At 75.1% G+C, this 22,702-nt stretch carries 16 protein-coding genes; 13 read left to right on the top strand and 3 right to left on the bottom strand.

What is annotated here, in order from left to right:
* The first annotated feature begins 10 nt into the window (after window positions 1-10).
* Together ACNJ93_RS27725 and ACNJ93_RS27720 are read left to right on the top strand one after the other, a co-directional pair.
* On the top strand, window positions 11-5,176 hold the full coding sequence (locus ACNJ93_RS27725; RefSeq protein ID WP_418960180.1) for a trypsin-like peptidase domain-containing protein: 5,166 nt from the start codon (window positions 11-13) through the stop codon (window positions 5,174-5,176).
* 87 nt (window positions 5,177-5,263) lie between these two features.
* Window positions 5,264-6,331, top strand: coding sequence for a trypsin-like serine peptidase (locus ACNJ93_RS27720; protein WP_418960179.1), 1,068 nt, complete (start codon window positions 5,264-5,266; stop codon window positions 6,329-6,331).
* A gap of 18 nt (window positions 6,332-6,349) precedes the next feature.
* On the opposite strand, the gene ACNJ93_RS27715 is transcribed toward ACNJ93_RS27720, so the two are convergent.
* The 3 genes from ACNJ93_RS27715 to ACNJ93_RS27705 are packed head-to-tail and all read right to left on the bottom strand — an operon-like array spanning window position 6,350 to window position 10,508.
* On the bottom strand, window positions 6,350-7,006 hold the full coding sequence (locus tag ACNJ93_RS27715) for a hypothetical protein (protein ID WP_418960178.1): 657 nt from the start codon (window positions 7,004-7,006) through the stop codon (window positions 6,350-6,352).
* Window positions 7,003-7,887, bottom strand: a complete 885-nt coding sequence (locus ACNJ93_RS27710; RefSeq protein WP_418960177.1) for an ABC transporter ATP-binding protein — start codon at window positions 7,885-7,887, stop codon at window positions 7,003-7,005. The genes ACNJ93_RS27715 and ACNJ93_RS27710 overlap by 4 nt, the downstream gene beginning before the upstream one ends.
* Window positions 7,888-7,925: 38 nt before the next feature.
* A complete protein-coding gene (locus tag ACNJ93_RS27705) occupies window positions 7,926-10,508 on the bottom strand; it encodes a SpoIIE family protein phosphatase (RefSeq protein ID WP_418960176.1) in 2,583 nt (860 codons plus the stop codon).
* 1 nt (window position 10,509) lies between these two features.
* On the opposite strand from ACNJ93_RS27705, the gene ACNJ93_RS27700 reads away from it, so the two are divergent.
* The 11 genes from ACNJ93_RS27700 (at window position 10,510) to ACNJ93_RS27650 (ending at window position 22,690) form a co-directional block, all read left to right on the top strand.
* On the top strand, window positions 10,510-10,731 hold the full coding sequence (locus ACNJ93_RS27700; protein WP_418960175.1) for a hypothetical protein: 222 nt from the start codon (window positions 10,510-10,512) through the stop codon (window positions 10,729-10,731).
* Window positions 10,732-10,831: 100 nt separating this feature from the next.
* Window positions 10,832-11,356 carry a toxin-antitoxin system HicB family antitoxin gene (locus ACNJ93_RS27695; protein WP_418960174.1) on the top strand — a complete coding sequence of 175 codons (525 nt, stop codon included), beginning with the start codon at window positions 10,832-10,834 and terminating at the stop codon, window positions 11,354-11,356.
* Window positions 11,357-11,418: 62 nt separating this feature from the next.
* Window positions 11,419-12,255 (top strand): DUF4097 family beta strand repeat-containing protein, encoded by an 837-nt coding sequence (locus ACNJ93_RS27690; protein ID WP_418960173.1) that lies wholly within the window; start codon window positions 11,419-11,421, stop codon window positions 12,253-12,255.
* A gap of 295 nt (window positions 12,256-12,550) precedes the next feature.
* Window positions 12,551-13,525 carry an ATP-binding cassette domain-containing protein gene (locus ACNJ93_RS27685; RefSeq protein ID WP_418960172.1) on the top strand — a complete coding sequence of 325 codons (975 nt, stop codon included), beginning with the start codon at window positions 12,551-12,553 and terminating at the stop codon, window positions 13,523-13,525.
* Window positions 13,522-14,319 (top strand): ABC transporter permease, encoded by a 798-nt coding sequence (locus tag ACNJ93_RS27680; RefSeq protein ID WP_418960171.1) that lies wholly within the window; start codon window positions 13,522-13,524, stop codon window positions 14,317-14,319. The genes ACNJ93_RS27685 and ACNJ93_RS27680 overlap by 4 nt, the downstream gene beginning before the upstream one ends.
* Window positions 14,320-14,423: 104 nt before the next feature.
* Entirely contained in the window at window positions 14,424-15,638 is a 1,215-nt protein-coding gene (locus ACNJ93_RS27675; protein ID WP_418960170.1) for a cytochrome P450, read from the top strand.
* A gap of 4 nt (window positions 15,639-15,642) precedes the next feature.
* Entirely contained in the window at window positions 15,643-15,882 is a 240-nt protein-coding gene (locus tag ACNJ93_RS27670; protein WP_418960169.1) for a ferredoxin, read from the top strand.
* 396 nt (window positions 15,883-16,278) lie between these two features.
* On the top strand, window positions 16,279-16,503 hold the full coding sequence (locus ACNJ93_RS27665; RefSeq protein ID WP_418960168.1) for a type A2 lantipeptide: 225 nt from the start codon (window positions 16,279-16,281) through the stop codon (window positions 16,501-16,503).
* Between the two features lie 73 nt (window positions 16,504-16,576).
* Window positions 16,577-17,383 carry an HlyD family efflux transporter periplasmic adaptor subunit gene (locus ACNJ93_RS27660; protein WP_418960167.1) on the top strand — a complete coding sequence of 269 codons (807 nt, stop codon included), beginning with the start codon at window positions 16,577-16,579 and terminating at the stop codon, window positions 17,381-17,383.
* On the top strand, window positions 17,380-19,659 hold the full coding sequence (locus ACNJ93_RS27655) for an NHLP family bacteriocin export ABC transporter peptidase/permease/ATPase subunit (protein ID WP_418960166.1): 2,280 nt from the start codon (window positions 17,380-17,382) through the stop codon (window positions 19,657-19,659). Before ACNJ93_RS27660 ends, ACNJ93_RS27655 begins: the two co-directional genes overlap by 4 nt.
* A gap of 118 nt (window positions 19,660-19,777) precedes the next feature.
* A complete protein-coding gene (locus ACNJ93_RS27650; RefSeq protein ID WP_418961551.1) occupies window positions 19,778-22,690 on the top strand; it encodes an NHLP bacteriocin export ABC transporter permease/ATPase subunit in 2,913 nt (970 codons plus the stop codon).
* The last annotated feature ends 12 nt before the right edge of the window (window positions 22,691-22,702 follow it).

The raw sequence follows: 22,702 nt of genomic DNA, 5'->3' as shown, positions 1-22,702 counted from the left end.
CAGGTGCGGTATGCCGCTCACCGATACGGAATGGGACCTGGTCACCACGTGGGTACGGGACCATCTCCTCGACACTCCCGATCCCCGGGCCCGGCTCACCACCTTCGGGTTTCCCGCCGGGTTCGTCGGCGCACTCCCCCTCACCCCGGACACCGGCGGCAACGCGACCGCGCTGGTCAGGGCCGCGCGTCAGGACATCACGCAGCAGCGGCGGCTGCTCGACGTGCTCGCCGGCCTGGACGCGCTGCGCGTCCCGGAGCGGGAGGCCGAGGTGCGGACGCTGCTGGCGGGCCTGCGGGAGGACGAGGCCGAACGCGAGGCGGCGCACGAACCGTTCGAGGCGGTGGTGCTCCGGGGCGGCGCGGAGGTGTTCCTCGACCGGGCCGGACTGCGCGCCCGGCTGCGGGAGTTCGTCGCCGACGCGGAGAAGACCGTGCTGGTCGTGGACGGCGCGCCGCACAGCGGCCGCTCGTACACGTACGGCTTCCTGCGGCACCTCGGCCAGCATCTCGGGTTCAGGCCCGTGCGGGTGACGCTGTCGCGCCACTCCACGGCCCGCAAGGTCCTGGAGCGGTTCGACGAGGTCCTCACCGAACCGGGTGCCGCGCCGGACCCGTTGTGGGAGCGGGCGGAGTGCAACGACCCGGTCGCGGCGATCGACGACGCGGTGCACACGGTGGTCCGCAAGGCGAGCGCCGGGCGGGAGCGGTACTGGCTGGTCCTCGACGAGTGCGACAAGCTCGACGCCGACTCCGACGTCTGGGACTGCATCGGCAGACTGGCCCTGGCCGTCTACGAGTACACGCCGGTCCGCCCCCGGTCGGTGCCCCGGCTCGTGCTGCTCGGCTACTCCGAGCTGGCCCGGCAACTTCCGTACGAGATACGGAAGAACGAGCTGCGCGACACCGCCCTGCCGGTCGGCGGGGACGAGATCCGGGAGTTCTTCGTGAAGCTGCTCGGACCGGCGGGCGCGGGCGTGGACGTGGACGTGGACGCGCTCGTCGCCGCGGTCCTCGAAGCGGCCGGAGCACCCGACGGCGACGCCGGGTTCATGCGCCGCGTCTGCACCGCGGCGGAGACCGCCGTACGGCTGCACCGCGCGCTCGGCCCCGTGCCCGAACTCCCGGCGCTGCTGCGCACGGAGCTGGCCGCGGCCGGGACGCCGGCCCGTGCTCCCGTCGCCGACCTGCGGCTCGCGTACCGGCGGGCGGCTTGTCTGCTCGGGGAGTTCGACCCGGAGCGGCTGCGGCTGCCGGACGGCTCACCCGCCGGTCCGGAGGCGGCGCTCGCGCTGGTGGAGGACTGCACGGCGGAGGCGCTGCCGGACCGCGAACTGTGGTCCCTGCGGCGCGACGTGCGCGAGGCGACGCTGCGCGGGCTGGACGGGCCGGAGAGCGCCCGGCGTCATCTGGCCGCCAGCATCGGGCAGTTCCCCGACAGCGCGGGGCCCGAGCGCCGCGCCCTGGACTATCTGTCCGGGGTGCCGCCGCTCCTGGACTCCCTGGACGTGGACGAGCTGACCGCCACCCTGCAGGCCGTGACCTGGCTGTCACAGGTCCCCGGGGTGCCCCGCCTGCCCGACACCGCCGAGCTGCACCGCCGGCTCCAGCGGGCCCGGCTGCTGCAGCCGCTGCGCCGGCTGGCGCCGGGGGACGTGTTCCACGGCCGGTCGCGGGAGCTGAAGCTGCTGCACGACTACCTCGCGCTGCCGCCCGAGCCGGCCGAGCCGCCCGTCGTCGTGCACGGCATCGCGGGCGTGGGCAAGAGCACCCTGCTGGCGCGGTTCCTCCTCGACGCGCTCGACGCGGCTCCGTTCCCGTTCGCCTTCGTCGACTTCGGCCGGCCCACGCTCTCCGTGCACGAACCGGTCACCGTGATCGGCGAGGTGGCCCGTCAGCTCGGCGTGCAGTACCCGGAGCACCGGGCCGGGTTCGAGGAGCTGGCCGCGGTGTGCGAGGCCGAGGCGGCCGAACAGCGGGGCTCGCGCGCCCAGATGGATCAGCTGTACCGGCTGTCGGCGACCCGCGCCTCGTCGGCGCGGCAGTACTCGCGGGAGTTCCACACCCGGGCCGCGGACCGCGACGCGGAGCTCGCGGACCGGGTCGCCCGTCTGGTCGCGAAGGCCGCCGCCCCGGCCGGCGGCGGGGCGCCCCCGCCGCTGGTCGTCGCCGTCGACTCGTTCGAGGAGGCCCAGTACCGCGGCTCGCCGATCCTCGGCCGGATGTGGGTGATCTGGGGGACGCTGCGCAAGGCGTACCCGCGGCTGCGGTTCGTCGTCTCGGGCCGCGCGCCGGTCGGGCACCCGGCCACCGTCCTCGAACCGCTGGCCGTGCCGCTGGGCGACCTCGACCGGGAGGCGTCGATCGCGGTGCTGACCTCGCTGGGCGTGGCCGCCGGGGAGGCGGCCGAGCTGTACGAGCTGGTCGGCGGCCATCCGCTGAGCCTGCGCCTCGCGCAGCGCGCCGCCGCGCACTACGGTTCGGTCGCCGCACTGGGCGAGGAGGTCGGCAGCGTGCCCACCCGGCGGCGGCAGCGGGACCGGGCCGTCGAGCAGGAACTCATCCAGGGCACCCTGTACGAGCGGATCCTGCACCACGTCGCGGCGCCCGATCTGCGCCGGCTGGTGCTGGCGGGGCTCGCGTTGCGCAGGATCACCCCGGAGCTGCTGCGCGAGGTGCTCGCCGAGCCGGCCGGGGTTCCGGTGGCCTCCGACCGCGAGGCGCGGGATTTGATCGGCCGGCTGGGGCGGCTGGACCTGATGGAGGACGCCGGCCCCGGCGCCGTACGGCACCGGGCCGATCTGCGGCGGATCCTGCTGCGGCTGTCGGACAGCGCCCGGACGGATCTGATGCGGGCCGTGGGGCAGCGCGCCGTCGCGTACTACGCGGCGCGGGAGGGCGCGGAGGCGCGGGCCGAGGAGATCTACCACCGGCTGCGGCTGGACGAGGACCCGCGCCGGGTGGAGCGCCGCTGGACGCCCGCGGTCAAGGGCTTCCTGGCGGGCGCGGAGCGCGATCTGACGGGCCGGGCGGCCGCGTTCCTGCTGGGCGTGCACGGCGGTCACGCGCCGGACGCGGTGCTCGCGGAGGCCGAACAGGCGGACTGGGAGCGGCTGGTGGCGCGGGAGGTGGAGGATCTGCTCGCGCTGAACTTCGTGGACGCCGCGCGAGCCCGGCTGGCCGAGCGGCAGCCGTGGACGCCGGGCAGCCGGCTGTTCCCGCTGCTGGTGGAGACGCTGGCGCGGGCCGGCCGGGCGGCGGACGCGCGGGACACGGCGGAGCGGGCCGTGGACGGGGCGCGGGCGGCGGGCCGGCCGGAGACCCAGCTGGAGCTGCTGCGGCTGGCGGCGCGGCTCGCGGAGGACGCGCAGGACCATGTGACGGCCGACAGCGATCTGCGGGAGGCGGAGGCGGTGGCCCGCGGTCTGGGCCTGGAGTTCGAGGAGACCGGGGCGCTGATCGCCCGGATCCGGCTGGCGGCCGCGGCCGGCTGGAACGCCGGTCCCCTGGCCGACCGGCTGGCGCGGTGGCTGCGCGGTCTGTCCGACGAGCGGCTCGCCGAGCATCCCGGTCTGGTGCGTCAGGCGGCCGCCGAGATCGCGTCGCGCGACCCGGCGCTGCTGGGGCGGGTGGTGCGCGTGGTGGGTCTGCCGCGGGTCGACGACGCCGCCCTGTACGCGCTGGCGGAGCGCCTGGAGCGGGCGACGGCCGACCGGCCCGGGCTGCACGCGGCGGTGCTGCGGGCGCTGGACGCGGCGGGCGTGGCGGCCGGGCCGGAGCCGGGGGCGTACCCGGTGCTGCGGGACGCGCTCGGCGAGGCGCGGCGGCTGGGCACGCTGGACGAGCTGGCCGGGCAGCTGCTGACGCTGCACGACCCGTCGGGCGCGATCCTGGCCGGGGTGACGGCCCTGGCGGGCGCGGGTTCGTCGTTCTACGGGCCCGAGACGGTGTCCTCGTCCGGCTCGTGGGGGCGGCTGCCGAAGGTGCTGTCGGACGCGACCGTCGGGCCGGCGGCGGAGCCGTTCCTGCCGCCGGAGGACCTGGAGCTGGTGGTCGCGGCCGCGGAGCGGGCGGGGCTGGGCGACGCGCGGCGGCGGGACGCGCTGCTGGCCGGGTTCCATCCCCTGTACGCGCGGGCGCTGGCGGAGACGGGCGGCTCGCCGCGGGCGGTGCTGACGAAGATGAACGAGGACGGCCGGCTGGTCAACGGTTCGGTGCCGCTGCAGATCTGGCTGCGCAACGCGGTCTCGGCGACCCGCGAGCCGGGCCCGCTGGCGGTGCTGGCGCAGGCCCTGGACGAGGTGGCCCGCACGGCGGGCGGCGAGCCGGACATCATGGAGGACCTGCCCGATCTGGCGGAGGACGCGGAGCCCGGGGAGGTCAAGGAGCGGATCATCCTGCGCGACGACACCGTTCCGTTCGGCTTCCTGCACGGCGGGCACCGGGCGGGCGCGGCGGTGGCGCTGGTGAAGGTGCGGCCGTACCGGTCGGGCGAGCCGCTGCCCGCCAACGCGCCGCACGTCGGCACCGGTTGGCTGATCACGCCGGAGCTGTTCGTCACCAACCACCATGTGATCAAGGCGCGGGAGCGGCGCCGGGGCGAGCCGCGGCCGGTGGTGGCCCCGGAGGACCTGGAGCTCCAGGCCGCGCACGCCGTCTGCCAGTTCGACTTCGAGGAGGGACTGCAGCCGTCGGCGGCGGAGGTCGCCGCCCTGGTCGCCTGCGACGAGAAGCTGGACTACGCGGTGCTGCGGCTGCGCGAGCCGCAGGTCCGCGACCCCCTGCGGATCGCGCCGGCGCCGCTGACGGTGCTGCGGACCGATCCGCCGGTGCCGGTCAACATCATCCAGCACCCGGCCGGGGAGCGGAAACGGGTGGCCCTGCGCAACAACATCGTCTCGGAGGGCGGCGAGCCCGATCTGCGGTACTACACCGACACCCGCGAGGGCTCGTCGGGTTCGCCGGTGCTCACCGACGACTGGCGGGTGGTGGCCCTGCACCGCGGCAGCCATCACGTGAAGGACGTCGAGTTCCAGGGCAAGAGCACCGCGTTCGTGAACGTCGGCACCCAGCTGAGCAGCATCCTGGCCCATCTGCGGACCGGGGCTCCTGAGGTGCACGCGGAGATCATGCGGTTCCAGGCGGGACTGGCCGCCGCCGCGCGGGGAGGGGGGTAGGCGGGCGGCCCGCGGTGGGCGGCCGCCGGACGGACGGACGGGCGGCCCGGCGCGGTCCGGGCCCGAGACGCGGAGGTGGCACCGGTCATGCACACGGGTTCGCCGGTCGCGACCGCCCCCGAGCAGGTCCTGGGCGACCTGGCCGAGGTGGCCGCGCGCGTACGCAGGAACCTGGAGGCGGAGCTGTCGGAGTCGGCCGAGGTGCCGGCCGGCGAGGCGGCCCCGGCGGTGGAGATCGCGAACTTCGCCCACGAGGAGCGCGCGAGGGTCCTGGAGGCCGGGGTCACCGGTCTGGAGAAGCTGGCCGCGGGCCGGGCGGACGAGGTCGGCGACGACGAGTACTTCGGGGTGGAGGCGATCGTCCTCCTGGAGGGCCGGCCGGCGATCCTCGTGCAGGGCCGGGACTTCGCCCCGCAGGAGGGCGAATGGGCGCTGCTGGACGCGCACCGGGACGGGATCCGGGAGTCGATCGCCCGAGTGGGCCGGGTCGAGGTGCGCGGGCATCCGCGGCTCGACTGGGTCGGAACGGCGTTCCTGGTCGGTCCCGACACGGTGATGACGAACCGTCATGTGGCGGTGGAGTTCGCCCGCTCGGACGGCGTCGGGTGGACGTTCCAGCAGGGCATGACGGCGCAGGTGGATCCCGGCGAGGAGCTGCCGCTCGTCCCGGCGGACGCCCGGATCGACCTGCTGACGTACGAGGTCACGGAGATCGTCGGGGTGCACGAGGACGTGGACCTGGCGGTGCTGCGGGTCGCCCCGCCGAACGACGGCGGCCCGCTGCCGACGCCGCTGGCGGTGGCCGCGGACGCCCCGGCGGACGTCCCGGGGCATCCGGTGTACGTGGTCGGGTACCCGGCCTGGGACGGGCGGCGCAACGAGCCCGAGTCGATGCGCCGGATCTTCATGGACGTGTACGACGTCAAACGCCTCCAGCCGGGCCGGGCGACCCGGTTCACCCCGGGCGACCTGGTGATGGGCCACGACTGCTCGACGCTCGGCGGCAACAGCGGCTCGCCCGTCTTCGGCCTGACCGACCACCGCGTCCTCGCCCTGCACTTCGGCGGACGCTACCGCACCGGCAACGTGTCGGTCCCCCTGTGGGAACTGGTGGACGACCCCCTGCTGGCCCGGGCCGGGGTCAACTGGGTGTGAACGCGGGCTCGTTGACGTTCAGTCGCGCCGGACGGCCACGGCGTGCGCGAGCGCGGCGGCGCCGGCCAGCAGCACGGCGGCCCCGGCCAGGAGCCCGAGGGCGCCCGGCAGCAGCGCGGCCGAGTCCGGCGAGGCGGACATCAGGCGCAGCAGCCGGTTCACGGGCGGCAGACCGGGCACGAACAGTGCGGTCATGACCAGCGCGAGGGCGGCCACGAGCGCGTACCCCTGCCGCCGGAACACCGGCCGTGCGCACAGGACCCCGATCGCGACGCCGGTCAGGGCGGTGGTCAGCTGGGCGACCGCGCCGAGGGCGAGGTCGGCGGGCCCGGGGTCGTACGAGCCGGCCCACAGTGGAAAGATCAGGCCGACGACGCTCAGGGCCAGACAGCTGAGCAGCACGGTCGCCAGCGAGCCGAGCAGCACGCGCAGCGGACGGCCGGCGCTCACGGCGAGCACGGCGCGCTGGGACGGCTCGTCCAGACTGGACAGCGCGACGGCCAGCCAGGCGGAGGCGACGAACAGCGCGGCGGCGGAGGAGGCGTACGCGGGCGGCAGGGGGCCGCTGCCGCCGACGGTCAGCACGGCCGTCAGGCCGGTGAAGAGGAACAGCGGGGCGAGGTAGCGCTGGCTGTGGAGGGCGAGCGCGAAGGTGTAGCGGACGAGAGCGGTCACGCGGGGCCTCCCGTACGGCCGGGTCCGGCGGGTTCGCGCGTCACCTCGGCCACGGACCAGCCGTGGTCGAGGGCGGTGCGCAACAGGGCGTCGGCGTGGGCCCGTTCGACCCGGAGGCGGGTCCGCGCGCCGTCCTCGGGGGTCGTGGCGCGGACGCCGGGCAGCGTCGTCCAGTCGACCGGTTCGGGCAGGCGGCCGGTGTCGGGGTGGGTGAGCACGACCTCGGCCGCCGGGACGCCCGGGACCGGCGGGTCGACGCGCGGGACCGGTGGGTCCGAGGGCCGGACGCGGCCGTTCTCGACGGTGTAGGCGCGGGAGGCGTGCGCCGCGGTCACCGCCTCGCGGTGGTCGGTGAACGCCACCGCTCCGCCGGCCCGCGCGACCTCCGCCAGGATTTCGGCGAGCACGCCGTGCGCGGAGACGTCGAGTCCCGACCAGGGCTCGTCGAGCACGAGCAGGCCCGGGGGAACGAGCAGCGCCTGCGCCAGGGCGACCTTCTGGGCGTTGCCCTTGGACAGGGTGCGCAGCGGGGCGTCGGCACCGCCGACGAGGGCGAGCCGGTCGAGCAGCGCCCCGGCGCGGGCGGCGGCCTCGGCGGTGCGCAGGCCCCGGACGCGCCCCAGGTGCGTGAGGTAGGCGCGCGGGGACATCCGGCCCTCGGGCGCGAACCGGTCGGGCACGTAGCCGACGACGGCCGGGCGTCCGGTGACCGTGCCGCCGGTGGGCCGGCTCACGCCGGCGAGGATGCGCAGCAGCGTCGACTTTCCGGAGCCGTTGCCGCCGCGGAACGCCACGGCCGTGCCGGGCGGCACGTCCGCGTGCACCTCGCGCAGCACCCAGCCGCCGCGCCCGTACCGTTTGCTCACCGCTTCCAGCCGCACGCCCCGCTCGCCTCCCCGCCTCCCCGGACGGCGTCAGCCTACGTGGGCCGGCGGCGGGCGGGGCGGGAGAGGTCGGACCAGCGGGCGGCGAGGAGGAGGGCGATGTCGTCGGGGCGGTCGGCGGCCTGCCGGGCCTCGCGGATGAGGTCGTCGGCGGTCTCGGTGAGCGGGGCGAGGCCGTGCTCGGCGAGGGAGGCGCGCAGCCGCTCGATGCCCTCGTCGATGTCCGCGCCGGGCCGTTCGACGAGTCCGTCGGTGAACAGGGCGAGCACCGCGCCGGGTTCGAGGGACAGCCGGGTGACGGGGTAGGTGGCGTCGCCGGCGACGCCGAGGACGATCCCGCCGTCGAGTTCGAGGACCTCGGTGCGTCCGTCGGGGTGGCGCAGCAGCGGCGGCGGGTGCCCGGCGCGCACGGCGGAGGCGACGCCGGTCTCGGGGTCGAGGACGACGTGGCAGAGGCTGGCGAACTGGCCCGCGTCGAGGTCGATGAGGAGCTTGTTGGTGCCCTGCACGACGTCCTGCGGGGCTTGCCCGCCGAGGGTGAACGCGCGGACCGCGCTGCGCAGTTGGCCCATGGTCGCGGCGGCGGCCACGCCGTGGCCCTGGACGTCGCCGATGACCAGGGCGAGCCGGCCGCCGCCGGCGTCGATGACGTCGTACCAGTCGCCGCCGACGTCCATGCCCTGGGTGCCGGCGAGGTAGCGGCCCACGGTGTCGACCTTGTCGCGGACGGGCAGCCGGTTGGGCAGCAGGGCGTCCTGCAGTCCGCGGGCGAGCGCCGCCTCGGAGTCGTACCGCCGGGCCCGCTCCAGGGCCTGGGCGATCAGCCCGGCGAGGGCGGTGAGCACGGTGCGCTCCTCGGGGCTGAAGCCGCGCGGCCGGTCGAAGCCGAGGATGCAGGAGCCGACGGGCCGGCCGGAGGCGATCAGGGGCAGGAAGGCGCGCGCGCCGACGTGGGTGTCGAGCGGGATGTCCGGGTAGGCGCGGGCGAGTTGCTCCATCGACTCAAAGAAGATCGGACGTCCGCTGGTGAGCGTCTCGACGCCCGGCAGCCGGGCGTCCAGGCCGACGCCGTCGAAGCGCTCCAGGAAGCCCTGCGGGAAGCCGGTCTCCCAGGCGAGGTAGAGGTGGCGGTCGCTCAGCAGGTAGATCGCCAGTTGCCGGCCGCCGAAGGCGGGCAGCAGCTCCTCGGTGACCACCGCCGATACCTGACGCGCCGTCACGGCCTCGGTGAGCGCGATCGCGAGGGCCACCGGCCGGTACAGCGAGGCCGCCCGGTCGGCGGGCGAGCCGATGCCGGGGGCGGGACTGGTGACCGAACCGGGCCGGTAGTCCGGCTGTTCGCCCTCGACGAGGACGACCGTCACCCCGTCGTGACCGGGGTACAGCGACACGGACAGCCACTCGTCGGGGGCGGGGCCGGCCAGGAAGTGCGCGGAGTCGCCGGAGATCAGCGCCGACCGCAGGTACTCCTCGTACGCCGGGTGCCCGAACCACGGCACGGCCTCCCGCAGCAGCCGGCCGACCATCCGGCTGCGGGGCAGCCGCAGCAGGTCCTCGCCGTGCCGGTTGACGTACATGATCCGGCCGAGCCGGTCGATGGCGACGACGGCCCGGGGGACGCGTTCGGTGGCGTCGGAGCCGATGGGGACGGTGCCCAGGTCGACCAGGAAGCCGCTCATGCGCGTGCCGACGCCGTCCGGCGGGTCGGGCCGGGCCGACACCTCCAGGAGGTGCGAGCGGCCGTCGGGCCCGAGCAGCCGCATCCGGCGGGCGGCGATGCCCCCGGAGTCGGCGGCCTGCCGGGCCAGCGCCCACAGTGCGTACGCGTCCTCCGGCGCGAGCCGCTCGGCCAGCGCCTCGACGGTGCCGGCGAAGGTCCCGGGGGCCATCCCGAGGATCGAGCAGAGGCCGTCGTCGGCGGAGACGGCGCCCGAGGTGAGGTCCCAGTCGAAGGTGCCGACGCGGACCGCCGGGGTGGTCAGCGACGGCAGCTGCACGCACACCGGTTCGGTGTCCCAGCGGACCCGGCGGCCGTCGGCGGCGAGTTCGGCGAGCGCCGCGCCGAGCTGCTCGCCGGCGTCGGTCGTGCTCTGCCGGTCGGCCGGGGTGACCGGCGTCCCGGGCGTGGCGGGCCGCAGCACGACGAGCACGCCGAACTGCTCGCGCCCGTGGGCCACGGGCGCGTACAGCGAGCCGAACGGGAAGGGGAGACTCGCCATCAGCTGCGGGAAGCGCCGCATGGCCTCCTCGGCGTCCGCCAGGTACACGGGCTGTCCGGTGCGGTACACCTCGGCGACCGGGAAGGGCCGGTTGACGTGCATCCGCCACCACGGCCGGAACAGGCCGCCGGGCAACCCGGCGAGCAGCGCGAGCCGCAGCAGCCCCTCGGTGCCGGAGCGCAGATAGACGGCGCCCGCGGTACCGCCGACGGACTCGACGGCCCGGACCGTCGCCCCGGCGAGCTCCATCGGCAGCCCGCCCGGGACGAGCCCGTCGGCATGCGCGCTCCCTGGGGCCGTCCCGGCTCGGTCCGCCAGGCGTTCGGCCGAGGGGGCGGGCCCGGCCGCGCCGGACCAGGTCACACAGACAGGATGCGCCCGCGCGGCGCGGCGGCGCATCTTGTACGCGGCGGTCGCCGGCGCCGGGACGGGTTGGCGCGATCCCGCCCGTGCGCGCGGGTGCGGTCCCTACGGTGGAGCCGTCACGGCGAACCTCCGTCGGTTCGAGCCGGACGTCCACGAGATCCACCTGCCCGCGCCCGCCACGGCGCTCGCGTTCACCGAGCCGTACCCGACCGTCGTCATGAACGGCGGTCTCCACGTCTTCCGGCTCGGCCTCTGAACCGCCGAGGGCGTCAGCACGGCACCCCCGTGGCACCACGTGGTGCCATGCGGTGCCACCAGGGCTTGCATTGGCATCACCTTGATGCCACTATGGCGTTATGGACCTGACCCCCTACGTCGACCACCTCCGCCACGAGCTCGCCGTCGCCGCGAACGCCGGCGGGGACGAAGCCCGGGCCCTGGCCGAGCGGCTCACCGCTCCGCTGGAATCGGCCGCGCGGCTGACGATCCTCAACGCGCTGTCCGCCGCCTCGGACGAGATCACCCGGGAGCTGGCGCCGGGTTCGGTGGACGTCCGGCTCCGGGGGCTGGACCCCGAGTTCGTCGTGACGCCGGCTCCGGTGCCGGAGCCCGCCGAGGCCGCGCCGCCCGCCCCGCCGGCGGCGCCGGCCACTGCACCGCTCGACACCGACGAGGGCGGCACCGCCCGCATCAACCTCCGCCTCCCCGCCCACCTCAAGGCCCGCGCCGAGGAGGCCGCCGGCCAGGAGGGGCTGTCGGTGAACGCCTGGCTCGTACGCGCCGTGGCGCGCGCCGTCGAGTCCGGGGAGCCGGCCCGGCAGCCCACGACCCCCGCCCGCACCGTCAAACACGGGCAGAGCTACACCGGCTGGGTCCGGTAGACCCGTCGCACACCTCCCCCACCTGCGGAAACATCCCACCGAGTCACGAGGACGGGACACCCATGCCTTCTTTCGACACACCCCGAGCCATCACCGCGGTCCTGGAGTTCGACGCCGGCACCGCCCGGATCGTCGCCGGCGAGCGCGGCACCACGGTCGTCGAGGTGCTGCCCCGCGACGCGCACGCGGACGCGGACGTCAAGGCCGCCGAACAGACCAAGGTCGAGTACGCCAACGGCACGCTCACCGTCAAGGGCCCCAAGAAGCGCTCGCTGTTCGGGCGTACGGGCTCGATCGAGGTGACGGTCGAACTGCCCGCCGGCTCGGACGTGCAGGCCACCTGCCCGATGGCGGACGTCCTGTGCTCCGGTCCGCTCGGCGACTGCCGGATCAGACTCTCCATGGGCGACATCCGGCTCGCCGAGGCCGGCACCGTGGAGCTGCGCACCTCGCACGGCGACGTCAGCGTCGAGCACGCCTCCGGCGACGCCGAGATCCAGGCGTTCGGCCGGGTCGAGGTCGGCGCGGTCGACGGCTCCGCGAGCGTGAAGAACGGCAACGGGGACACCGAGATCGGCGAGGTCGCCGGGCCGCTGAAGCTGAACGCCTCCAACGGCCGCATCCTCGTCGGCGTGGCGCACGCGGGCGCGGAGGCGAAGGCCGCCAACGGGCACATCCGCCTCGGCGAGGTCCCCCGCGGCCGGGTCGACCTGCGCACCTCGACCGGCGACATCGAGGTCGGCATCCCCGAGGCCACCGCCGCCTGGCTCGACCTGCACACCGGCTTCGGCCGCGTCGAGAACTCGCTCGGCCCCTCCGAGGGCCCCGGCGGCGCCACCGACACCGTCGAGGTGCAGGCCCGCACCAGCGTCGGGGACATCCTGATCCGCCGCGCCTGACCCTCTCCGCCGCGCCTGGCCCTCTCCGCCGCGCCCGGCCCCCTCCCCCGCGCCCGACCCTCTCCGCCCGCGCCCGACCCCCTTCCGCCGCGCCTGACCCTCTCCGCCGCGCCCGAGCCCCACGTGAGCCGGCCCCGGCTCCCTCGCACCCGAACACCACCGGCCGGGTCTCCGTCCGGTGCGCCCACCCGGGCCACGACGAGCCGCCGGGGGCCGCCGTGCCCCCGGCCGGGCTCCCCCGTCTCCTCTTCCTCCTCTTCCATCGACCGCACCCTCGCACGGAGGTTCATCAGTCATGCCCATGACAGAAACAGCGACCAGCGCCCCGCCCGCCATCACCGCCACCGGCCTGCGCAAGGCGTACGGCGACAAGGTCGTCCTGAACGGCGTCGACCTGCACATCCCCGAAGGCACCGTCTTCGCCCTGCTCGGCCCCAACGGCGCCGGCAAGACGACCACCGTGGAGATCCTCTCCACCCTCGTCCCCGCCGACGGCGGCCAGGCGCGGGTGGCGGGGCGCGACCTGGTGCGCGAGGCCGCCGGCGTACGCGACGCCATCGGCGTCACCGGGCAGTTCGCCGCCGTGGACAACCTGCTCACCGCCGAGGAGAACCTGCTCCTGATGGCGGACCTGGGGCACCTGCCCCGTCGGGAGGGCCGGCGGCGGGCCGCCGCGCTCCTGGAGCGGTTCGAGCTCACGGAGGCCGCCGCGAAGCCGGTCTCCACGTACTCCGGCGGCATGCGGCGCAAGCTCGATCTGGCGATGACGCTGGTGGGCGACCCCCGGATCATCTTCCTCGACGAGCCGACCACCGGCCTCGACCCGCGCAGCCGGCGGACCATGTGGGAGATCATCCGCGGGCTCGTCGACGAGCAGGGCGTCACCGTCTTCCTCACCACGCAGTACCTGGAGGAGGCCGACCGGCTCGCCGACCGGATCGCCGTCCTCGACCGCGGCAGGATCGTCGCCGAGGGCACCGCCGACGAGCTCAAGCGGCTGATCCCCGGCGGCCACATCCGGCTGTCCTTCTCCGGGACCGACCGACTCGACGCGGCCGCCGCCCGGTTCGCGGGCTCCGTACGCGACGACGAGGCGCTGAGCCTGCGCATCGCGAGCGACGGCGGCATCGCCACCCTCCGCGCCGTGCTCGACGTCCTGGACGCCGAGGGGCTGCCGGCGGAGTCGCTGACCCTGCACACGCCCGACCTCGACGACGTCTTCCTCACCCTGACCGGCCGCTCCGACTCCCCGAAGGACTCCTCGCGATGACCACGAACTCCTACGCCCTGCGCGACTCGATGACGATGCTGCGGCGCAACCTCAAGCACGCGCAGCGCTATCCGGCCATGACGGTGTCCACGGTCGTCATGCCGGTGATGATGCTCCTGCTGTTCAACTACGCCTTCGGCGGCGCCCTCGGCGCGGGCATCGCCCCCGGCGCGCAGGGCGGTTCGGGCGGCGCGTACATCGACTACGTCGCCCCCGGCATCATCCTCATGGCCGCCACGGCGGGCGCGGTGGCGACCGCGGTGGGCGTGTGCGTCGACATGACCGAGGGGATCGTCAACCGGTTCCGGACCATGTCCATCTCCCGCGCCTCGTTCCTCACCGGCCATGTCGTCGGCAGCGTGATCCAGACGCTGCTGGCCATCGCGCTCGTCGTCGCCGTGGCGCTCGCCATCGGCTTCCGGCCGAACGCCACGTTCGTCGAGTGGCTCGCGGCGGCCGGTCTGCTCGCCGGGCTCACCCTGGCGCTGACCTGGCTGTCGGCCGGCGTCGGCCTCATCGCGAAGACGCCGGAGTCGGCGAGCAACATCCCGCTGCCGGCGACCTTCCTGCCGTTCCTCGGCAGCGCGATCGTGCCGACCGACTCCATGCCGACGGGCCTGCGCTGGTTCGCCGAGTACCAGCCCTTCACCCCGGTCATCGAGACCCTGCGCGGACTGCTGATGGGCACGCCGATCGGTTCGAGCGGCTGGCTGGCCCTCGCCTGGTGCGCCGGTCTCACGGTCGTCGGCTACCTCTGGGCCCGCCGCGCCTTCGGCCGCACCGCCGCCCGGTGACCTCGGTGCGCGACCACGACACCGACCCCGTACGCCCGTCACCCGGTCCCGAATCCGAGCGTCCCTCACCCGATCCCGTACTCCCCTTACCCATGGAGGACTCCATGCCGTACGACCACCACGACGCCGAGCCCGTCGTCCTGCCGACCGCGCGGGCCGCCGGCTGCCCCTTCGACCCGGCCGCCGGGCTCGACCGGCTCCGCGAGGAACGGCCGCTGCGCCGGATGGCGTACCCCGACGGGCACGTGGGCTGGCTGGCCACGGGCCACGCGGAGTGCCGGGCGATCCTCGCCGACCCGCGGTTCAGCTCGCGGTACGAGCTGATGCACCATCCGCTGCCCGGCGCCCCCGAGGGCCCGCTCCCGCCCGCCCCGCCCGGGGACATGACGGGCATGGACGCGCCCGAGCACACCCGCTACCGGCGGCTCCTGATGGGCCGGTTCACCGTGCGCCGGATGCGGCTGCTGACCGAGCGGGTCGAGGAGATCACGGCGGACCGCCTGGACGCGCTGGCGGCGCGGGGGCCGGGCGCGGACCTGGTCCCGGTGTTCGCGCAGCCCGTGCCCGCCCTGCTGATCTGCGAACTGCTCGGCGTGCCGTACGCCGACCGGGAGACGTTTCAGCGGCAGGCCTTGACGCTCATGTCGGCGCAGGCCGCGCCGGAGGAGCGCGAGGCGGCCATGACGGGCCTGATGGAGTACATGCACGGCCTGGTCCTGGCCAAGCGGGCGGAGCCGACCGACGATCTGCTGAGCGACCTCGTACGGGACTCGGGGCTGGACGACCGGGAACTGAGCGGGCTCGGGGCCTTCCTGCTCGCCGCGGGCCTCGACACGACGGCCAACATGCTGGCGCACGGCACGTTCGCGCTGCTGAGCGACCCGGAGCAGGCGGCGGCGGTGCGCGCCGAGCCGGAGCTCGCCGCCGGGGCGGTCGAGGAGCTGATGCGGTACCTCACGGTCGCGCACACGACGGTGCGCTCGGCGCTGGAGGACGTGGAGGTGGGCGGGCAGCTCGTGCGCGCCGGGGAGTCGGTGACGCTGGCGCTCGACGCGGCCAACCGGGACCCGCGGCGGTTCGACGATCCGGACTCCCTGGACGTGCGCCGGGCGGCGACGGGGCATCTGGGCTTCGGGCACGGCGTCCACCAGTGTCTGGGGCAGCAGTTGGCCCGGGTGGAGCTGACGGTCGCGCTGCCGGCGCTGCTGCGGCGGTTCCCGACGCTGCGTCTGGCCCTGGCGCCGGAGGACGTTCCGCTGCGGACGGACATGAACATCTACGGCGTCCACAGCCTGCCGGTCACCTGGGACGAGGACTGACGCCATGGACGCGAAGGACTCCCCGCGGCTGTCCGTCGACCGCGGCCGCTGCCAGGGCGCCGGCATGTGCGCCCTGACCGCCCCGGCGGTCTTCGACCAGGACGACGACGGGCTCGTCGTGCTGCTCGCCGCCGCCCAGGCCACGGCCCACCGGCAGTCCGTCCGTACGGCGGCGCAGGTGTGTCCCTCCGGGGCCATCACGGTCCGGGAGCCCGGCGGCTCCGCCGTCACCGAACGGCACTGAGCGGCGACGGGCCGCGACGACCGCGGATCTGCACACCGATTGCGCAGAGGCCACACCGCCTCCCGAGGTTCCCCCCGGTCCTGCACGAGCCGGCGACCCGCACCTGGCGCTCTCTGAGCGGAATGTCGCATTCCGTCTCCTTGCGGGAGCCCCCGCCCGGCGATCACCCCGGGGGAACTCGTGAAGAAGGTGCCGCCAAGCCATGGACGCGCGTGCACCCCGAGGCAATTCCGCACACGGATGCGCCCGTTGAGGGCTCCGTTCGATTGGCTGGGCGGCCCGCGCCCGTGCTTTGATCCAGACCTCCCCGGAAGCTCCCCCTCCGGACCGGTGCCATCGGTCCGGTGCCAGGCATCCGTGGCTTGTTCGGTACGTCCCCATTTGAAGGGAAACTTCATGAACCCCCAGATCGAGACCATGGAGATCTCCGACGCCGACCTGGACAACGTGTCCGGTGGCCTCGGTGGCGGCGTCGTCGCCCACAGCACCGTCGCCCTCGACGGCATCGCTCCGGCCGTGACCCCGCTCGTCGGCTCCCTCGTCGCCCAGGTGGAGGGCGTCACCGGCCTGAACACCGCTCCGGCCGCCGGCCTGGTCAACGCCACCATCGCGGGCGTCTGACCGAGTCTCGCGTCGCATGCCCCGGAGCCGCTGAACCGGCTCCGGGGCATGCCCGCTTCCGTCGGAGAGTTCCATGCAGTTCCGCCAACAGGCCCTCGCCAAGCTCCAGTCCGGCGACGAGATCGACCTGCCGGTCCGCTTCGCCCGCCCCCAGGGCTGGCCCGTGCTGCTCGTCACCGTCCTCGCGATGACCGCCGCCACGGTCTGGGCCGTCACCGGCACCGTCTCCTCCACGCTGACCGCCCCCGGGCTGCTCACCCACGGGCAGGGCGGGTACGTCCTGCAGAGCCCCGTCGCCGGGCAGGTCACCGAGGTCCTGGCGAAGGAGGGCGACCGCGTGGCCGCCGGCGCACCGCTCCTCGAACTGCGCACCCCCCGGGGCACGGGCACCGTCCGCACCCTCGAAGCGGGCCGGCTCACCGCCCTCGCCGCCGGCATCGGCGCCGTCGTCACCGTCGGCGCGGACGTCGCGGCCGTCGAACGGGTCGAGGGCGCCGAGGATCCGCTGAAGGCCGTGCTCTACCTGACCGCCCAGGACGCCGCGAACGTCCCCGTCGGCGCTTCCGTCGACCTCACCGTCCAGTCCGTCCCGCGGCAGAAGTACGGGGTGCTGCGCGGCCGCGTCGAGTCGGTGGCCCGCACCGCCCAGTCGCGGCAGCAGCTCGCGGCCTTCCTCGGCGGCGGGCAGGCGGCCGAGCAGTTCCTCCGGCAGGGCCGGACCCTGCCGGTCCTCGTCCGCCTCGACCGCGCGCCGGACTCCGCCTCCGGCTACGCCTGGTCGACCGCCGGCGGACCGCCGCACCGGCTCGTGTCGATGACCCCGCTCACCGCTGTCGTCCGCCTGGCCGAGCAGCGCCCGATCGACTGGCTGCTGCCGTGACCGCCCAGCGCCGGCTGCCGCCGGCCGACCGCCGTCGCCGCCGCGCCGAACCGCCCGCGCCGCAGCGCTCCGCGGGCCGGCGCCGCCCCGACCGCCGGCAGCCGCGCGCGCAGCGGCCCGCCCGGTACAAGCCCGTGCGCACCCCCACGGTCCTGCAGATGGAGGCCGTCGAGTGCGGGGCCGCCGCACTGGCGATGGTGCTCGCGCACTTCGGCCGCCATGTCCCGCTGGAGGAGCTGCGGATCGCCTGCGGCGTGTCCCGCGACGGCTCGCGCGCCAGCAACGTGCTGAAGGCCGCGCGGAGTTACGGGCTGCAGGCCAAGGGCATGCAGATGGAGCCGGCCGCGCTGGCCGGGGTGCGGCCGCCCGCCATCCTGTTCTGGGAGTTCAACCACTACGTCGTGTACGACGGCACGGGCCGCCGCTTCGGCCGCCGCGGCGTGCACATCAACGACCCGGACAAGGGCCGCCGGTTCGTGCCGGCCGAGGACTTCGACACCAGCTTCACCGGGGTCGCCCTGGTCTTCGAGCCCACCGACGACTTCCGTCCCGGCGGCCGCCGGCCGGGCATGCTCCAGGCGCTGCCGGCCCGGCTGCGCGGCACCACCGGCACCCTGCTCGCCACGCTGCTCGCGAGCCTGCTGCTCGTGGCGGTCGGCGCGGCGCTGCCCGCGCTCAGCCGGACGTACATCGACCTGTTCCTGATCGGCGGTCAGGCCTCGCTGCTCGGCCCGCTGTTCGCCTCGATGGGCGCGCTCGTGGCGCTCACCGCGGTGCTGACCTGGCTGCAGCAGGCGAATCTGCTGCGCGGCCGGATCATCTCCTCCACGCTGAGCAGCGCCCGGTTCCTGCGCCATCTGATGCGGCTGCCCGTGGGGTTCTTCGCCCAGCGCAGTCCCGCCGACCTGGTGCAGCGGCTGCAGTCCAACGACGCCGTCGCCGAGACCCTCGCCCGGGACCTGACGGCCGCCGCCGTCGACGGGATCGTGGTCCTGCTGTACGCGGTGCTGCTGTGGACGTACGACCCCCAGCTCACGCTGGTGGGCGTGGGCATCGCGCTGCTGAACGTGGTCGCGATGCGGATCGTGGTCCGGCTGCGGGCCACCGGCACGCAGAAGCTGCGCGCCGACAGCGCCCGCCTGACGAACACCTCGTACACCGGCCTGCAGCTGATCGAGACGATGAAGGCGACCGGAGGCGAGCAGGGCTTCTTCCGCCGCTGGGCGGGCCAGCACGCCACCACCCTCGACGTGCAGCAGCGGCTCGGCGTGCCGAGCGCGGTGCTCGCGGTCGTCGCGCCGACGCTCGCCACGGCCAACAGCGCCCTGATCCTGTGGATCGGCGGACTGCGGGCGGTCGAGGGCCATCTGTCGATCGGTCTGCTCGTCGCGTTCCAGGCGCTGGTGGCGCGCTTCAGCGCGCCGATCACCCGGCTCAACGGCGTCGCGGGCCGGATCCAGGACTTCGCCGCGGACCTGGCCCGGCTGAAGGACGTCGAGAACTTCCCGGTCGACCCGGTGTACTGGGGTCCGGACCCGGAGTCCGACACCCGCCGGCTCAAGGGCCATGTGAGCCTGGAGAACATCACCTTCGGCTACAGCCCCCTCGACAAGCCGCTGCTCAGCGGCTTCTCGCTGAGCGTCGGCCCCGGTCAGCAGATCGCCCTGGTCGGCGGCTCGGGCAGCGGCAAGTCGACGGTGTCCCGGCTCATCTCGGGGCTCTACAGCCCCTGGGAGGGCGTGATCCGCATCGACGGGCAGCGGCTCGACGACATCCCGCGCGGCACGCTCGCCGCGTCGGTCTCCTTCGTCGACCAGGACGTGTTCCTCTTCGAGGGCACCGTCCGCGACAACGTGGCGCTGTGGGACCCGTCGATCCCGGACGAGGCGGTCACCGCCGCCCTGCGGGACGCGGCGCTCCTGGACGTGATCTCCCGTCGGCCCGACGGCATCCACGGCCGCGTCGAGCAGGACGGCCGCAACTTCTCCGGCGGGCAGCGCCAACGCCTGGAGATCGCCCGGGCGCTGGTGCGGCGGCCGAGCGTGCTGGTCCTCGACGAGGTGACCAGCGCCCTGGACGCGGAGACCGAACGCACCATCATCGACAACCTGCGGCGACGCGGCTGCGCCTGCGTGGTCATCGCGCACCGGCTGAGCACCGTCCGCGACAGCGACGAGATCCTGGTGCTGGACCACGGCACGGTCGTCGAGCGCGGCCGGCACGAGGACCTGGTCGCGGCCGGGGGCGCGTACGCCGAGCTGGTCAAGGAGCACTGACGTGTCGTACCCGCCCGACTCCGCGTACGCCGCCGATCCCGCGTACGGCGCGTACCCGGCCGACCCCGCGTACGGCACCGCGCCCGCCCACGCCGCCGGCCCCGCCCACGGCGCGTACGTGCCCGAGGCCGGTGCCGCGGACCCGGTCGTGCACGCCCTCGGCGGGCTCGGCACCCCGGTCGACTGCGCCGGGCTGCGCACCCTGCCGCTGGAGGGGCCGCACGTGCTGTGGCTGGTGGTCGGCGGCGCGCTCGACCTGTTCGCGGTGGACGCCGTCGAGCAGGGCGCCTGGCACTTCCTCGGCCGGCTGGAGACCGGGACGCTGCTGCTCGGCCCGGTCGAGGGGCCCCGGCACACCCTGCTCGGCCGGCCCTCGCAGGACTGCCTGGTGCGCCGGATCGCCCTGCGCGAGCTGCACCGGCCGGAGTTCGACACCGGGTACGACACGGGGTACGAGAGCTACGGCGCGTACGACGAGTGGGGCGTCTGGCACGCGTACGGGTACCCGCCGCATCAGGCGCAGCCCCCTGCCGAGTCCGGTCCGCTGGAGCACGCCTTCGCGCTGGGCGTGGGCCGCGGCCTCGGGGTGCTGTTCGAGGCCCCGCTGGACGGCCGCACCGGCGCCGACGACGCGACGGCCGGCGACGACGACGTGCTGTGGATGGACGTCGAGCCGGGCAGCGTGCGGTACGGGGCGGAGATCGGCGCGGAGGCCGCGGCCGACCTGCTCGTCGACGGCGCGATGTGGCAGCGCATGGTCAACCAGCAGTACCGGCTGCTGTCCGCGGTCGACCGCTGGATCGAACGCCTCGACCGCGCCCATGAGGACCGCGCGGCCGAGGGGATCAGGGCGGGAGAGGCCGTCCGCGCCCGCGCGGACCGGGCGCTCCTGGCCTCGATCGGCCGGCCCGACCGGTCCAGGCGCGGTGACGGGCGCTCGACGGGACCGGACGCGGCCGGCGACCGGGCGGCGGACGACGGGACGTACGCCGTCTGCCGCCTGGTCGCCGCGGCGAGCGGCATCCCGCTCCCCGAGACCCCGCGCGGCGGCGAGGAGAACGACCGGGTCTCCCCGGTCGAGCGGATCGCCGTGGCGGCGCGCCTGCGCACCCGCGAGGTCCGGCTCGACGGCCGCTGGTGGCGGCAGGACTGCGGCCCGCTGGTCGGCCACCGGGCCAGGTCCGGCGCGCCGGTGGCGCTGCTGTGGCGGCGGGGCCGGTACGAGGCGGTCAACGCGGCCACCGGGCGGCGGATCCCGATCGACGAGGACAACGCCGGGGAGTTCGAGGACCGGGCGGTGATGTTCTACCGGCCGCTGCCGCAGGGGCCGGTGACGCCGTGGCGGCTGCTCCGGTTCAGCCTGCGGGGCACCCGCGCGGACCTGCGGAACCTGTTCCTCGGCGGCCTGGTGACGGTGGGTCTGGGCGCGCTGGTGCCGATCGCCACGGGGCGGGTGCTCGGCGAGTACGTGCCGAACGCGCGCACCGACCTGATCGTGCAGGTGTCCGTCGGCGTGCTGCTCGCCGGCCTGGTCACGGCCGCGTTCATGCTGCTGCAGAACCTCACGATCCTGCGCATGGAGGGCCGGATCGAGGCGGCGCTGCAGCCCGCCGTGTGGGACCGGCTGCTGCGGCTGCCGACGCGGTTCTTCACCGGCCGCTCCACGGGCGAGCTGGCGAGCGCGGCGATGGGCATCAGCGCCGTGCGCCAGGTGCTGTCCGGTCTGGGGCCGGTCGTCGTGCAGGCGTGCACGGTCGGCGCGATGAACGTCGTCCTGCTGTTCGCGTACAGCGGCTCGCTGGCGCTCGTGGCGCTGGCGATGCTGGTCGTCGTGGGCGCGGTGTTCCTGGGCATGAGGCTGTGGCAGCTGCGCTGGCAGCGGCGGCTCGTGGAGCTCGGGAACAAGCTGAACAACCAGGCGTACCAGACCCTGCGCGGGCTGCCGAAGCTGCGGGTCGCCGCGGCGGAGAGCTTCGCGTACGCGGCCTGGGCAGGGGAGTTCGCGAAGTCGCGGGAGCTGCAGCAGAGGGCCGGGCGGATCCGGAACCTGAGCACGGTGCTCGACGCGGTGTGTCTGCCGCTGTGTTCGGTGACGATGTTCGTGCTGCTCGCGGGCCCGGCGGAGGGCACGCTGTCGGCGTCCGGCTTCCTCACCTTCAGCACCGCCCTGACGATGCTGCTGACCTCCGTCACCCAGGTCACCGGGGCGTTGGTCTCCGCGGCCGCGGCGCTGCCGCTGTTCGAGCAGGTCAGGCCGCTGCTCGACGAGGAACCCGAGGTGCGCGGCACGGGGGCCCGGCCGGGGACGCTGACGGGGGAGATCGAGGCCCGCAATCTGTCGTTCCGGTACGCCGAGGACGGGCCGCTGGTCCTGGACGACGTGTCGCTGGAGGTCCGGCCGGGCGAGTTCGTGGCGGTCGTCGGCCCGAGCGGCTGCGGCAAGTCGACGCTGCTGCGGCTGCTGATCGGCTTCGACCGGCCCACGTCCGGGAGCGTGCTGTACGACGGTCAGGACCTGGCCGCGCTCGACCGGGCGGAGGTGCGCCGGCAGTGCGGGGTGGTGCTGCAGAACGCCCAGCCACTGTCCGGTTCGATCATGGACTGCATCCGCGGCACGGAGGCGTACACGCCGGAGGAGGTCATGGAGGCGGCCGCGATGGCGGGGCTCGCCGAGGACATCCAGCGGATGCCGATGGGGCTGCACACGATGATCTCCGGCGGCGGGGCGATCTCGGGCGGGCAGCGGCAGCGGCTGATGATCGCGCAGGCGCTGGTGCGCCGGCCGCGCATCCTGTTCTTCGACGAGGCCACCAGCGCCCTCGACAACGAGACGCAGCGCGTGGTCATGGACAGCACCCGCAAGCTCAGCGCGAGCCGGCTGGTGATCGCGCACCGGCTGTCGACGGTCATGGACGCCGACCGGGTGATCGTGATGGCGGAGGGCCGCGTCGTGGAGCAGGGCCCGCCGGCCGCCCTCCTCGCGAACCCGGGCGGCGCCCTGCACGAACTGGTCCGCCGCCAGCTGAAGTGAGCCGGGGCCGGC

Origin of the sequence: Streptomyces tritici (assembly GCF_048500665.1) — a bacterium.
GTDB classification, from domain to species: domain Bacteria; phylum Actinomycetota; class Actinomycetes; order Streptomycetales; family Streptomycetaceae; genus Streptomyces; species Streptomyces tritici.
The sequence above is the reverse complement of the archived record's forward strand: the minus strand, read 5'-3'. Positions and strand labels throughout refer to the sequence as shown.

Bases quoted from the DNA above. Each gene is read 5' to 3' on its own strand.
- ACNJ93_RS27720 (WP_418960179.1), top strand. From the start codon at position 5,264: ATGCACACGGGTTCGCCGGTCGCGACCGCCCCCGAGCAGGTCCTGGGC.
- ACNJ93_RS27665 (WP_418960168.1), top strand. From the start codon at position 16,279: ATGAACCCCCAGATCGAGACCATGGAGATCTCCGACGCCGACCTGGAC.
- ACNJ93_RS27675 (WP_418960170.1), top strand. From the start codon at position 14,424: ATGCCGTACGACCACCACGACGCCGAGCCCGTCGTCCTGCCGACCGCG.
- ACNJ93_RS27685 (WP_418960172.1), top strand. From the start codon at position 12,551: ATGCCCATGACAGAAACAGCGACCAGCGCCCCGCCCGCCATCACCGCC.
- ACNJ93_RS27705 (WP_418960176.1), bottom strand. From the start codon at position 10,508: ATGCGCCGCCGCGCCGCGCGGGCGCATCCTGTCTGTGTGACCTGGTCC.
- ACNJ93_RS27725 (WP_418960180.1), top strand. From the start codon at position 11: ATGCCGCTCACCGATACGGAATGGGACCTGGTCACCACGTGGGTACGG.
- ACNJ93_RS27690 (WP_418960173.1), top strand. From the start codon at position 11,419: ATGCCTTCTTTCGACACACCCCGAGCCATCACCGCGGTCCTGGAGTTC.
- ACNJ93_RS27670 (WP_418960169.1), top strand. From the start codon at position 15,643: ATGGACGCGAAGGACTCCCCGCGGCTGTCCGTCGACCGCGGCCGCTGC.
- ACNJ93_RS27695 (WP_418960174.1), top strand. From the start codon at position 10,832: ATGGACCTGACCCCCTACGTCGACCACCTCCGCCACGAGCTCGCCGTC.
- ACNJ93_RS27680 (WP_418960171.1), top strand. From the start codon at position 13,522: ATGACCACGAACTCCTACGCCCTGCGCGACTCGATGACGATGCTGCGG.
- ACNJ93_RS27660 (WP_418960167.1), top strand. From the start codon at position 16,577: ATGCAGTTCCGCCAACAGGCCCTCGCCAAGCTCCAGTCCGGCGACGAG.